The following is a 13,070-nucleotide window of genomic DNA, read 5'->3' as shown; positions in this document are numbered from 1 at the left end:
CGAGAGCCAGCCACCTCCCGGCAAACCAATCCGCAACAAAAAATCAACCAATCAACCAGGCAACAAAGTGGACGGCCCCCGCCGTCCACTCAACTCCTCAACTCGATCACTCTCTGCTGTACCACCAGAAAGACCCTCTCCCCCAGAACGCACCCCGTCTCAGGCGCGCCTCCGGTAAAACGACCGAACGCCGGCAGCACCCCCCGATCAATCCCGAAGCGAAAGCACGGCACGCGCACTGAATCGGTCCGCATCGCAGTCCGATAGACCGGATACAAATGCCCCGCGAGCACATACGCGTGATCGACCGCATGCGGGTGATGGCACAGCGCCCACGCCCCGATATGCCACGGCTCGCGCACGGACTCGACATCCAACGTAAGCGGCAACTCACCGGCATGCCGATCGTGATTGCCCTCGACGAGCATCACGCGCCTCGACGCATGTCGCGCGCGCCACGCATGCAGCGCATCGAGCGTGAGCGTCGACAGCGACTCGCGCGCATGCAGCAGACCGCCGAGAAACACCAGCGTCGCCGGCTCGAACTCCGTGATCAGACGATCGATCCGCAGCAGATTCTCCGCGGTCGAACCAGTCGGCACTGGAATGCCGCGCGCGAAACACCGCATCCTTGCCGAAATGCGCATCGGTGATAAAGAGCGCGCGCAGCGCCGGATCGAAACACGCGCGCAAGCTCGACAGCACGAGAGGTCGTCCGCCGACGTCGATCGCGAGCGAGGTCGGCTTCATCGTTGCGCCGCACGTCGAGTTCCTGCAGCAGTACTTCGGTATCGGCCTGGCCCGGCAGCAGATTGCCGCGATCGTGCTGACGAAAGATCTCGTAGAAAATCCCGCTCGATCCTTGCAATTGCCGCGCGCTCTTCTGCTGTCCCGGATGCGCCTGAAACACGAGTCCCGACACTCGCGCAATCTCGCGAAAACGTCGCAAGAAGAGCTCGGACGAATTGAGGCTCGCAAGAATGTCGTGATCGAGTTCGTCAGGTGGAAGCAGGCCAGTCTGTAATTGCGCGGCCCGATCGAAAGCCTGCGCGCACAGCAATTCGAAACCGTAGTCGTTCATCGAAATCGAAAACGTGCCGGGCTTGCCGCGGGCGACTCGCCACGCGAGCAGAGCGCCAGGTCCGTATGCGCGGTGCGCCCCGCGAACGGATAGCAGTAGAAGTGGTGACCCTCGCGCGATTTGAGCAGATCGACGACGAGTACGCCCGGCTCGGGCAACGCCGAGCACTTCTGCTGCAATTCGAGCAGCGGCCGCGCGGCCGCCGAACGTGAACACATCGCCGGGCTTGAGCCGCGAAATGGACGATTCCTCGATTGCACCAATGCGCCTGCCCGATAGATACGCAACGTTCAACGTGCCATTCGCGACGATCGCACCGATGGTGTTGCGATGCCGGCGCGCGAGATCGTTGCGCGGGACGCGGTACAGACCGTCGCTATCGCGCGCGACGCGATGGTAGTCGGGATATGCGCGCAGCGTCGCGCCGCCGCCTTCGACGAAACCCAGCGTCCAGTTGAACTCCTGCTGCGTCAGATCGCGATATGCATAGGTATGCAGAAGTTCATCGTACAGCTCGCGCGCGTCGAAGCCACCGCAGATAGCAACGGTGACGAGGTGCTGCACCAGCACGTCGAACGGCTTTTGCGGCGTATCGCGGCTTTCGATCTGCCGCTTGTCGACGGCTTCACGCGCGGCCGCCGCTTCGATCAATTCGAGCGCATGCGTCGGCACGATCGTCGCGCGAGACGGCAAACCGGGCGCATGTCCCGAGCGGCCCGCTCGCTGCATCAAGCGCGCGACGCCTTTTGGCGAGCCGATCTGGAATACGCGTTCCACCGGCAGAAAATCGACGCCGAGGTCGAGACTAGACGTACACACGGCAACCTTTAGCAAACCGTTCTTCAACCCACGTTCGACCCACTCGCATACCTGCCGATCGAGCGAGCCGTGATGCACCGCGATCACTCCGGCCCACTCGGGGCGCGCCTCGAACAGCGCCTGGTACCACACTCGCATTGCGAGCGCGTGTTCGTGAAGACGAGCGACGTGCGTGCTTCATCGATCGCGCGCGCGACCGCATCGACCTGCCGCATGCCCATCTGACCGCCCCACGGAAAGCGCTCGATCGTGTCGGGAATGATCGTGTCGACGATCAGTGCTTTCGGCAGCGCACCGTGCACGCTGACGCACGGCGTCGCCACCGGCGCGAGCAGTACCTCGGTCGCGAACGACAGATTGCCGAGCGTCGCCGACAGCCCCCACACCTGCAAGTCGAGCCGCCAATGGGTGAGACGCGCGAGCGCGAGTTGGGTCTGCGTGCCGCGTTTGTTGCCGAGCAATTCATGCCATTCGTCGACGATCACAATCCGAACCTGAGCCAGTACTTCGCGCGCGTCGGCGCGCGTCAGAATGAACGTCAGACTCTTGGGCGTCTCGTCGGAATGGGCCGGCTCGGTCATCGAAAGCGCTCTCATCGGGTGTGGCGGATTCGCTTGCCGGCGACTCGCGCCGGATGTACATGTGGACCGCGGGGTCGCGCGACGGTTCAGCGAGGTTCCTGATGGGCACGCAACGACCCTCGGCATCGGGCAATAAGTGGGAGCCTCGGCCGACACCCGATCCGTTACAATCAAACGGACTACCCCACAGGAGATTCGCTTTGAAATCACTCGTTGCATTGCTGGCCGCAGCCGTTCTGTCCTCGACCGCGATGGCTGCCGCGCCGACCACCGAGAAGCTGCCGTCCGGCGTCATCGTCGAACATCTGACGCAAGGCACGGGCCCGCAACCGTCCGCGACCGACGTGGTCAAGGTCAACTATCGCGGCACGCTGCCCAACGGCACCGAATTCGACAGCTCGGCCAAGCATGGCGGGCCGGCCACGTTTCCGCTCAATCGCGTGATTCCGTGCTGGACGCAAGGCGTGCAGAAGATGAAAGTCGGCGGCAAGGCTCGACTCACGTGCCCGGCGGCGACCGCATACGGCGATCGTGGCGCCGGCCCGATTCCGCCGAATACAGATCTGACCTTCGAAGTCGAACTGGTCGACATCGTCAAGTAAAGCAGGCGAGCGGCGCTAAAGATGCACTGACACCCCAGCCTCGCTGCGCCAATCGCAGCGAGGCTTTTTTATGGGCGCCGAATGGTCCGCCAGGGGATTCACCATGAAACGTGACAAAAGTAGCGTGCAGGTGGCCAGCATTGGTTTTACCGGCAAGAGCGCCCAGAAATTCTTCAGTTTGCTGAAGGACGCCCACGTGCGCACCGTGCTCGACATTCGCCTCAACAACACGTCGCAACTGGCGGGTTTTGCGAAAAAGCAGGATCTGACTTTCTTTCTCGAGCAGTTGTGCAATGCGGCGTACCTGGCGGTTTCAAGAGTGAAGCGCAACAGCGGGTTTAATGTTTAGAGCCTTGAGGTTGACTTGCCGAGGCAAGGGTCGCGGCGAAGACCTCGAATGGCGAATGGAAGGCATGAGTCGCGCGAGGTCGGCTGTTCAGACTGTCGGCGATAGCGTCAAGTTCGTCCTGACTGTAGACCGAAAGGTCTGCGCTTTTGGGCAGATACTGGCGCAGTAGCCCGTTGGTGTTTTCGCAAGTGCCGCGTTGCCAGGGACTGTGGGGGTCGCAGAAGTACACCTTCACGCCGGTTGCGGCGGTGAGCTCTTTATGGCGCGACATTTCTTTGCCCTGGTCGTAGGTGAAGCTCTGCCGTAATGGCGCGACAATCGAATTGAGTTTGGCGGAGAAGCCCGCCAGCGCTGAAGCGGCGGTGGCGTCTTCCATCTTGGCAAGCAGCACCAGCCGGCTGGTCCGTTCGACCAGCACGCCTACCGAGGACTGGTTGCCGGCACCCTTGATGAAGTCGCCTTCCCAGTGCCCAGGCAGCAGTCGGTCTTCGATTTCGGGCGGCCGCACATGAATACTGACCATGTCAGGAATCTGTCCGCGCCGGTCTGTGCCCCGTGTACGCGGCATGCGCGTGCTGTGGCCATGGCGCAAGCACGCAATGAGCTGACGGCGCAGTTCGCCGCGCGGCTGGGCATAGATGGCCGTGTAGATGGTTTCGTGCGAAACCTGTTGGGTCGGGTCGGTCGGATACATACGCTTGAGTGTGCCCGATATCTGCTGGGGTGACCATTTCCACTCGAGCAGGGTGAGAACGATACGCCAGCAGACGCTTTGCAGGCAAAGCTTTGTGGGATGGCGACCCGCGCTGCGGCGTGCGGCACTGAGTGCTTCAGCCGACACGGACGCGTAGCCAGCGGGAGAGCTGTTTCGCGTCAGTTCCCGGCTAACGGTGGCCGGCGAGCGCCCGAGTATCCGGGCCATGGCCCGGATACTCGAACCCTGCAGATGCAGGCTTGCAATGGTCAGACGCTCTTCAGGTTGAAGTTGCTGGTACTGAGTTCTTTCGTGCATCGCAACACCTTATACGAGATAGGTGTTGCACTTCAGATTTGAGGCCGCCCCTGGAAATACCGGAGCTGGCTCCCGAGCCGGACCTGCTCAAACGCTACCAGGGCAAGCAATTGAGTTGGGAGAACTTTCGGGAGGAATATTTCGACCTCATCGCGCGCCGCCGCGTGGAAAGTAATCTGGATATCTCGCTATTCGAATCGGGTTGCCTGCTTTGCAGTGAACATTTACCACATCATTGCCACCGGAAATTCGCGCTCGAGTATCTGAACCAGCACTGGAATAGTCGTCTGTCCGTTACACATTTGGCCTGACCGGCGCCGCTCAGGCCGGTTAGGTTTTTCCGCCTCATCGCCCGGCGGCTCTCCGTGCCGGAGGGTTGAATCTCGCCGGATCCGCCCGCGTTTCCTTCAGTAGCCCGAATGGTTGAGTGGCGCGAAACGTGGAAAATCGCGTACAGAGCGCATGTTTTTTCAAGGCGCGTGCCGCTCGCTCGTCTACTATCTACTCACGCGCACCTCCCTGTATTCGTCTCGCCCTATCGCCGGCCACAAACCGGCCATGCTTACGCGCGCCAGGAGCGCATGCCATGAATATCGACTTCCATTACGGCGTGGTCTACATTGCCACGCGCGTCGGCGGCATGACGGTCGGCGATGCGCAAACCGTCGCGCATGCCTGCCAATATGTCGACGACGCAACCACGAGCGGAATACTGCGGTTCAAAGGCGGCGAGACCTTCGAGCGATTCGCGACCGCGCACAAGTTATTCGATTACGTCAATACCGAGGACGACCAGAATCGGCTCGTGTGGACGCCATTCCATTTTCTGCCGGCTGGGGTTGGCGAAACTCTGGAGGAAAAGGCGGTTTGCCGGCCCGATAGTGACGTCGCGCGCGAAGTCGTGCGGCGCGCGATCCGGCAGCGCGATTCGGAGACCGCGTTGCATCGACTCGGCGTGACGCTTCATACCTATGTCGATACCTGGGCGCACCAGGGATTCGCGGGCATCGAAAGCCCGTGGAATCGCGTGCATCTTCTCGAAGCGCAGGATTGCACCCGCAAAGGCTGGCTCGCGAGCCTCGAACTGGCGGTCGCGCATCTGATCGAGCATGTCGAGGAGGACGTTCTCACGATCGCGTTGCCGGTTGGCCATGGCGCCGCGTTGCATTATCCCGACCAGCCCTGGGCGCGCTGGCATTACATCGACGGCCGCAATCACTTCATCTCACGACATAATTTGCCGGATTTCGTGCAAGCGGCGGACATGAGTTGTCGTGTCGTGCGAGCTTATCTGGCCGGACGCGAAGATTTCGAAAACCAGCCCGGCATGCCGGACGACGTAAAAGACGCACTGACCCGGCTGCTCGATACGAACCGCGAACCCGACGACAACCTGCGTCTGAGAACCGTTTGCGAATGGGTGAATGCAGGCCGTATTCCAGGTTTGAAAGAACCCGTGCCCGGCTATATCGCCAAAGGACAAGGGTCGTGGAAGTACCAGGCCACCGGTTTGTTGTTCGATGACGACACCGGGGACAGACCGGAGTGGACGACCGCCTTCGAGAAGAGCGACTACCGGCTCTTTCACGACGCGGTGAAGCAACACCGTTTCGTGACCACTCAGGAGATCTTGCCCGCGCGCGGATTACGCATTGCCTAAGTGATCGGAGCAGGGCGCATCGCCGCGAACGGAGATCCGATCATCATTGACGCGTTGCCGGTGCGAACGTTTGCGGTGGCGCCCGTATTCTCCAGTCACTGCATTCGGGCTTGCTGATGCGGCGCAGCCTGAACCGCCGCCTGCTGTTCTTCGGCGTGCTTTTTGGCCATATGCCGTCCGACGATACAGCCGCCGACCGCGCCGACCACCGCATGATGTCCCGCGTAGTGCCCGGCGACGCCGCCCACTACCGCTCCTTTCAGGCAACCAGCCGCGTTCGCGGTGCCGGCCATTGCCAACGAGACTGCCATTGCCCCGAGGGCGGTCCGAATAAAACCAGCTTTCATTGCAAGTACCATCGTGTTTGAGTGGATCGGAATTAGGGTGGTCCGGCGTCCATTTCAATAGCCGCCGCGAGCATGGCGGCTGACAAAGGACTCTCCATTGGCCATACGTCCGCCGCTGGGCACGGATACGAAGTGTAAATGGACTTGGCCGGTACAGGGGGCAACAGGTGCTGCAAGATCGGTAACGGCACGTTACCGGAGCCGGGGCGGTGTCTTTGCACGCGTCGTCAGTGGCTTTTCGCGCATGTTCGAATCCGTTCGCTATAGCGGGCCACGAAAAAAGACCGTTTTCAAATAAAAAGTGGACTACTCTCCTTTGAATATCCAAAGGCCTGGCTATAGTAGAAGCGACTAATGCCAGAAAGCACGGCGGCGCCCCTTTTTGTCGCCGATGCGGATGACGGGGAAACACAAATGACGCCATCGAATGCCGCGATCTATCAGACCAGGACTTGCACGCCAGAGTCGTTGCGCACGCTCGCGAGCTTTCTCGAATTGGCGCTCGACGAGGGAAAAAGCGTGGTCGTGATGCGGATCGGCAAGCAGGCGCGCAGCGTTTACGTCGGAAATCCATCCGGTGCATTGGAGGATTTAACGGATTCCGGCGTCGTCGACGCTTTCCAGGCAGATGAAATGCTGGTACTGACCCGCCTGGGCCTGAACCGGATAACGGCGGACGGTCAACACTACCGCTTCATACGGAGTGTGAGGTACATTGCCGATCGCCAGGTCGTCGTTTTTACACCTATCTGAGTGGTGGTGGAACCGAAATGAAAAAGAAGAATCAGGAGGGAAGGAAAAGGAAGAAAGCTTCGATGACCCGGTAGAAAACCTGAAAGCTTTGTTATTTGAACGCCGCATCGGCGCTCGTATCGATGTATTGAAGCTCGGGATAGGTCAATACACTGCCTTTCTTCCGTCATTCATGGCATAGTTCGACGATTACCACATAAGGAGCAATCAAATGCCTTCGTTAGAGCAAATCCAAGCAAAGCTTAAGAAGCTCCAGGAGCAAGCTGACGTTCTCATTGCCAGAAAAGCACAAGCCGCGGTCGACCAGATTCGCGAATTGATGCTCAAGCACGGTCTCACGACTGCCGATATCGAAGCACAGGCGAAGGCACGACGTGCCGCGCGAGGTCTGAATGGCAATACGGCGGGTCGCGGAAGACCTGCGGGCGCGAGCAAAGCCGCCAGGTCGGCAACCCCGGCGAAGTATCGCGACCACAAAACCGGCGCGACCTGGACGGGGCACGGCCGCGCGCCTGGCTGGATCGCCGGCGTGAAGGACCGCACGGCGTTTCTGATCGACGCTGCGAGCGCAAGCAAGCCCGCGGCTACTCCCGCCGTGAAGGGCGGCAAAGGGCAGCCGAAAGGCGCCCAGCCGCCGAAGTACCTGAATCCGAAGACCGGCGCGACCTGGAGCGGCCGCGGTCCGGCGCCGGCGTGGCTCGCGGCCGTCAAGGACCGCAGCAAATTCCTGATCGATGGCGCGAGCACGGCTGCCGCTCCGAAAGCGGCGAAAACGGCGGCAAAGAGCAGCCAGGCGAAAGCGACCGCGAGTGCGGTAGGCAAGAAGACCGCGGCGAAAAAAGCAACGCGCAAGACGGCCGTGAAAAAGACCGCAGCCAAAAAGGCAACTCCGGCAAGCCGGAAAGCCGCGGTGAAGAAGACCGCCGGCCGCAAAAGCGCTGTGAAGACCGCAAGAAAAGCACCGGCACGTAAGGTTGCTGCAAAGAGTACGGCCGCGCCCGTCGCGGCGGCTCCCCAAACGCCAGAGACGCAAGCAAGCGCGTAATAGCCGCGGAGTCGTGAGCCAGATGGTTAGCACGTTCGACGCACCCCGGCAGGAAGATCAGGTCTTCCTGCTGGACTCCACTCCTCATCCGGCAGCCGATGCCGCCGAACCATTCATCGTCGCCAGCGATCGCCGCGTGATCCTCACTTATCCGATCGCGGAGTCGGACTTTGAACGGTTCGGGCCATTCGATCCCGACGACGATCCTTTTTGCGCGGTGTTGTTCTCCGACGCCATCTTTCATCGTCTCGGGCCGCCGGGCGATGACGATCTCGCCATTCATCCGCTCGCAGCGCAAGGTCTCGCCGGCTGCGCGGTGCATGAAGTCGTCAATTCGTCGTTGTGCGCCGAGATTGCCGCCATGGCGATAGACTCCGTCGCCATTGCTCCCGAGGCACCGGCGCGACGGCATTTCGTCATTACGTTTCAGGCATCGACGTTCGAATGCGTGGCGTCGGACTATACGGTCATCGGCGTATTCGGCGCGGGCGAAATCGCAAGCCGCGAGGCGTTTGCATTGGTCAGATAAAGCGTTGAAACCAGAAAGCAAGGCGCGGTCCTGATCCGGGCACGCGCCGTGCATGACGTGCTGATAGTGAAAGCCAGGCACGAGTGCGGCATTCCCCCGTCGGATGCGGGAGTCGTATGCCGTGACCCGCCGCCTGCCATCGAGGCCACGCATGCTGACCGTTTCTATTACCGCGTTCGCCACGCTCGTGATCGTTCTCGTGATCGCCAATCTGTCGAGCGGCGAGAAGAAAATAGAACACAGAATCGAGCGGCTTTATAAGAGCGAAGATCCGCAATTCCTTCGTTCGATGGGTTTATTGCTCGGTCCGCCCGTGGTGCCGGGTAATCGCTTCGAGATGCTGCTCAACGGCGACCAGATCTTTCCGTCGATGCTCGAGGGCATTCGGTCGGCGCGCGAAACCATCACATTTGAAACGTTCATTTACTGGTCTGGCGAGATCGGCGGACAGATTGCGCGTGCGCTTGCCGATAAGGCGCGCGAAGGTGTCGCCGTGCATGTACTGCTCGACTGGGTCGGTTCGTCGAAAATGGATCGGCGCTATCTGCAACTGCTGCGGGAGGCCGGCGCCGAAGTGGTCAAGTATCACAAGCCGCATTGGACCGGACTCGGCCGCATGAACGACCGTACGCACCGCAAACTATTGGTGATCGACGGCCGGATCGGTTTTACCGGCGGGGTCGGCATAGCGCCGGAGTGGACTGGCAATGCGCAGGACGAAAAGCATTGGCGCGATACGCATTTTCGCGTGACGGGTCCAGTGGTCGGCCATATGCAGGCCGTGTTCATGGACAACTGGATCAAGGCGACCAGCAGCGTATTGCACGGGCCCGAGTATTTTCCGCACATCGATGCCGAGCCGAAAGGAGCGGGCCAGGGTCTCGCGCATATGTTCAGCAGTTCGCCGTCGGGCGGCAGCGACGACATGCAGTTGATGTATCTGATGGCCATCACCGCCGCCACGCGCAGTTTGCAGCTTGCGAGCGCGTACTTCGTGCCCGACAAGCTCACCATCAACGCGATCGTCGAAGCCGCGAAACGCGGCGTGAAAGTACAGATCGTCACGCCGGGCAAACGCATCGACACGCATACGGTGCGCGAAGCGTCGCGTGCGTGTTGGGGCGATCTACTGAAAGTGGGCGTCGAGATCTACGAGTACCAGCCGACCATGTTCCATTGCAAGTTGCTGGTAGTCGACGAGTACCTGGTGTCGGTCGGCTCGACGAACTTCGATAGCCGCTCGTTCAAGCTGAACGACGAAGCGAACCTGAACATCTACGACCGCGATTTCGCCAGGCAGCAGACCGCCGCGTTCGATGACGACATCGCGAAGTCGAAGCGCATCACGCTCGAAGCATGGACACGGCGTTCGTTCACCGAGAAGGTCGTCGAAAAGTTCGTACGGCTACTGGATACGCAGCTTTGAATACCGATAGCAACGTATCGGGGCGCCGACGGATCAATGAACGGCGCTGCTCAGATACGCTTCGATGTCGGGCCGCGCGGCTCGCTTGCCGTTGTCGTGTTCAACGGCAGCCGCATCGATGAGGCGCGCTTGGGCGTGTTGATACGCATTGGCAAAGCCGCGCAGTTGCTGCGTGACCGGACGATCGTCGAGCCGGCGTCGTGTGAGAGCTTGCGCGATGCTGCGTTCGATCAACGCCAACTGGCTGTCGATATAGTCGATGCACCGCTCGCGGCAGCGCGAGGATGCTGCCGCGACGCTCAGCAGGGCGGGCACGAGCGAGATCGTCAGAAAGCCGCCGGCGGGAATGCGTGCGAGGGCGGTGGGTGAATCGAACAGGTCGGCGCGCAATGCGTCGAACACGGCTTGCGTCCAGATCGCGCGCTCCTGTTCGAGCGCGCGACGCCGTCGCGCAAGCGCATCTTCAGCATGCGGATCGGCAATGCGGCTCTCGTCGACCAGCAACGCCGCGTCGTCGTGTTTGCCTTCCTGAATGCATGCACTTCCGACATAGACGGCGCTGTCGCCGCGTTCCGCCAATACCAGGTGTTGCAGACTGTCCGGCACGAGCGGGTCGAGCGGTACCACCTCGCACGTCAGCGGCTTGCCTTGCAGATGAATCGCGCAGCGCCCGTCGTCCGCCAGCGCCGGGCAGCGCGCGAGCGACGGATAGTCGAAGCCCTGCGCAACGATGCTGAAGGTGTCGCCCGCGCGATACAGCAGCGTATCGGCCAGCGCCTCGAACTCCGCGCAATCGGCTTCGTCGAGCACCGCTTCATGTCGGCCGACACGCAGCCTTTCGCCGGACCGCCTGCGCGCCACGCGTCCAATCGCGAGGCAGCCGATAAACCGGTTGCGATGGCGAAACAACTCCGCCAGCGTCATCGACGGGGGACTGTTGCAGCATCGACCGCACGCGGAGCAGGAAAACGAAAACGTATTCACCACGGCCGACGCACCGAGTCCTGATAACGCGTGAGGATGAAATGCGCGACGTCGTTCGAATGATAGGCGGCGACCAGTTGCGCGACCCATGCGTTGTGGCGATCGCTGTCGCGCACGGTCAGCACGTTCGCATACGGCGAGCGCGCGTCTTCGAAACTGAGACCATCGCGAGCGGGACGAAGACCTGAGTGCGCCGCTGTGTCGCTGTCGATCACCGCGAACGCGACGCTGTTCAACGTGTCGTACAGACGCGCGCGCGGTACCCGGCGAATCTTCAGATGGAGGCGGTTGCTCGTGATGTCGGCGAGCGTCGCGTGCAGGGCCGCGTTGTCGCGGAACGTCAGCAACGTTTCGTTTTGCAGAAGGATCAGCGCGCGTGCCGTGCCGGCGGGGTCGTCGGGAATCGCGATCGTCGCGCCGCGCTGCAATTGCGCGAGGTTCGTCAGCTTGCGCGAGTACAGCGCGACCGGAAACGTGACGGTCGTGGCCACACTCGTCAGTGCGTAGCCATGCAGTTTGCGCTGTGCGTCGAGTGCGGCTTCGTCTTCGAAGCTCGCGACGTCGATCTGTTTCGCGGCGAGCGCTGCGTCGATTCGCGACGGCTGATCGAACACCACGACGTCGAGCGCGAGACCCTCGGTCGCGGCGACCCGGCGCACTTCGTTCATGATCTCGGCTTGCGCGCTCGAGCTCACGCCGACTCTGATCGTCCGCGAGGCGGCGTGCGAGAGTACAGGCAGGAAAGCAGGCAACACCGAGAGCGCAAGCGCGGCAATCGCATATCGCTTCATGACGCATCCCTCGACACCGTGCGAAAGCCGATATGCGAAGCCGGCAAATCGGCTTCCTGCTGCTCGCGCGACGCCGCGCGATATCTGACGCAGTAGTCGCGCGAGCACAGGAACGAGCCGCCTTTGATGACCATCGGCGTATCGTGGCGGCGGCTGATTGGCGTCACGGCGGCAGTATCGCCGTTCGTATGCGACTGGTGCGGACCGCTGTACACGTCCTTGGTCCACTCCCACGCATTGCCGATCATGTCGTAAAGCCTGAAGTCGTTCGCCGCATAGCAGCCGACCGGTGAAAGGCCGACATGGCCGTCCTCGCCAGTGTCGAGCACCGGAAACACGCCTTGCCAGTAGTTCGCGCCTGGCTTGCCGTGCGCGTCGCGCGGCGCGGTGTCGAGGTCCGCGCCTTCATGGCCGGCTTTGCCCGCGTATTCCCATTCGGCTTCGGTCGGCAGATCGCGGCCGAGCCAGTGTGCGTACGCGAGCGCATCGGCCTGCGTGACCATCGTCACCGGTTGGTTCACCCGGCCGTCGAGCGTGCTGCCGGGACCGGTCGGATGATTCCATGCGGCGCCTTTGACCCAACTCCACCACGCGAGATCGCGCGCGTTCATTTCTTCGCGCGTCGGCGTGTGAAAAACGACCGCGCCGCCCTGACGCTCCGCATCGCTCACGTAGCCGGTCGCCCGCACGAACGCGGCGAACTGCGCATTCGTGACGTCGGTCTGGTCGATCCAGAAGCCGGCAACGTGCGTCTTGCCGTCGCCGGGGCGCTCGTCTTCGTAGCCGAGCTTGCTGCCGAACACGAAGTCGCCACCATGCAGATGCACCATGCCGGCTTGCGGGTCGTCGCGCCAGCGCGCGGGCAGGCCCGAGTAACGCTCGCATTGCTGTTCGGAGCCGAGCGCGGCGAGCGGACGCGAGCGGTTCTGGCTGTCGAATGCGCTGGACGGGCCACCGCCGAATACCGCCGCGCTCGCCGCACTGATGGAAGGCGCGGCAAACGCGGCGGCGAATGCGATCGCCGCGATCGCGCCATATGCGCCATACAGCGCCACGCCGCCTTTGAACTTGAATGAAAACGCCATCGTGTG

13 protein-coding genes and 2 pseudogenes are annotated in these 13,070 nt (G+C 61.8%); 8 read left to right on the top strand and 7 right to left on the bottom strand.

All coding sequences use genetic code 11. The features are described from left to right. Positions 1-89: 89 nt before the first annotated feature. Positions 90-750 (bottom strand): annotated as a pseudogene (gene pdeM, locus OKW45_RS10530) (ligase-associated DNA damage response endonuclease PdeM). Between the two features lie 4 nt (positions 751-754). Then, positions 755-2,454, bottom strand: a pseudogene (locus OKW45_RS10525) (helicase-related protein); the annotation flags it as partial. 278 nt (positions 2,455-2,732) lie between these two features. Between OKW45_RS10525 and OKW45_RS10520 the strand changes: the two are divergent. After that, positions 2,733-3,083, top strand: coding sequence for an FKBP-type peptidyl-prolyl cis-trans isomerase (locus OKW45_RS10520; RefSeq protein ID WP_184046744.1), 351 nt, complete (start codon positions 2,733-2,735; stop codon positions 3,081-3,083). A 103-nt stretch (positions 3,084-3,186) separates the two neighbouring features. Further along, positions 3,187-3,432 (top strand): DUF488 family protein, encoded by a 246-nt coding sequence (locus OKW45_RS10515; protein ID WP_503129150.1) that lies wholly within the window; start codon positions 3,187-3,189, stop codon positions 3,430-3,432. Here the strand turns inward: OKW45_RS10515 and OKW45_RS10510 are convergent. Then, positions 3,422-4,444: an IS30 family transposase gene (locus OKW45_RS10510; RefSeq protein ID WP_429409801.1), complete on the bottom strand. Its 1,023-nt coding sequence runs from the start codon at positions 4,442-4,444 to the stop codon at positions 3,422-3,424. The genes OKW45_RS10515 and OKW45_RS10510 overlap by 11 nt on opposite strands. Here OKW45_RS10510 and OKW45_RS10505 point away from each other — a divergent pair. Both OKW45_RS10505 and OKW45_RS10500 read left to right on the top strand, forming a co-directional pair. Beyond that, a complete protein-coding gene (locus OKW45_RS10505) occupies positions 4,387-4,755 on the top strand; it encodes a DUF488 family protein, N3 subclade (protein WP_503129149.1) in 369 nt (122 codons plus the stop codon). The two genes, OKW45_RS10510 and OKW45_RS10505, sit on opposite strands and share 58 nt — an antisense overlap. Positions 4,756-5,030: 275 nt before the next feature. Continuing rightward, positions 5,031-6,104, top strand: a complete 1,074-nt coding sequence (locus tag OKW45_RS10500; protein ID WP_429467852.1) for a DUF6765 family protein — start codon at positions 5,031-5,033, stop codon at positions 6,102-6,104. Positions 6,105-6,199: 95 nt separating this feature from the next. On the opposite strand, the gene OKW45_RS10495 is transcribed toward OKW45_RS10500, so the two are convergent. Beyond that, positions 6,200-6,451 (bottom strand): hypothetical protein, encoded by a 252-nt coding sequence (locus tag OKW45_RS10495; protein ID WP_026226347.1) that lies wholly within the window; start codon positions 6,449-6,451, stop codon positions 6,200-6,202. Positions 6,452-6,865: 414 nt separating this feature from the next. On the opposite strand from OKW45_RS10495, the gene OKW45_RS10490 reads away from it, so the two are divergent. The 4 genes from OKW45_RS10490 (at position 6,866) to cls (ending at position 10,204) form a co-directional block, all read left to right on the top strand. Beyond that, positions 6,866-7,204 (top strand): hypothetical protein, encoded by a 339-nt coding sequence (locus OKW45_RS10490; RefSeq protein WP_090807114.1) that lies wholly within the window; start codon positions 6,866-6,868, stop codon positions 7,202-7,204. A gap of 211 nt (positions 7,205-7,415) precedes the next feature. Further along, entirely contained in the window at positions 7,416-8,249 is an 834-nt protein-coding gene (locus tag OKW45_RS10485; RefSeq protein WP_429467850.1) for an H-NS family nucleoid-associated regulatory protein, read from the top strand. A 22-nt stretch (positions 8,250-8,271) separates the two neighbouring features. Beyond that, complete coding sequence (locus tag OKW45_RS10480; RefSeq protein ID WP_018423482.1) at positions 8,272-8,778, top strand: hypothetical protein; 507 nt, start codon at positions 8,272-8,274, stop codon at positions 8,776-8,778. Between the two features lie 151 nt (positions 8,779-8,929). After that, positions 8,930-10,204, top strand: a complete 1,275-nt coding sequence (gene cls, locus OKW45_RS10475; protein ID WP_429467847.1) for a cardiolipin synthase — start codon at positions 8,930-8,932, stop codon at positions 10,202-10,204. A 33-nt stretch (positions 10,205-10,237) separates the two neighbouring features. Here cls and OKW45_RS10470 read toward each other — a convergent pair whose 3' ends face one another. Genes OKW45_RS10470 through OKW45_RS10460 form a run of 3 tightly spaced genes read right to left on the bottom strand, consistent with a single transcriptional unit; the run spans position 10,238 to position 13,064 of the window. Beyond that, on the bottom strand, positions 10,238-11,191 hold the full coding sequence (locus OKW45_RS10470) for a hypothetical protein (RefSeq protein WP_429467846.1): 954 nt from the start codon (positions 11,189-11,191) through the stop codon (positions 10,238-10,240). Then, a complete protein-coding gene (locus OKW45_RS10465) occupies positions 11,185-11,979 on the bottom strand; it encodes a MetQ/NlpA family lipoprotein (RefSeq protein ID WP_429467843.1) in 795 nt (264 codons plus the stop codon). The genes OKW45_RS10470 and OKW45_RS10465 overlap by 7 nt, the downstream gene beginning before the upstream one ends. After that, positions 11,976-13,064 (bottom strand): formylglycine-generating enzyme family protein, encoded by a 1,089-nt coding sequence (locus OKW45_RS10460; protein ID WP_429467841.1) that lies wholly within the window; start codon positions 13,062-13,064, stop codon positions 11,976-11,978. The genes OKW45_RS10465 and OKW45_RS10460 overlap by 4 nt, the downstream gene beginning before the upstream one ends. Positions 13,065-13,070: the final 6 nt, after the last annotated feature.

The sequence above is a fragment of the Paraburkholderia lebeckiae genome (assembly GCF_050436225.1).
GTDB lineage: Bacteria > Pseudomonadota > Gammaproteobacteria > Burkholderiales > Burkholderiaceae > Paraburkholderia > Paraburkholderia tuberum.
This window is presented reverse-complemented; position numbering and strand designations above follow the sequence as displayed.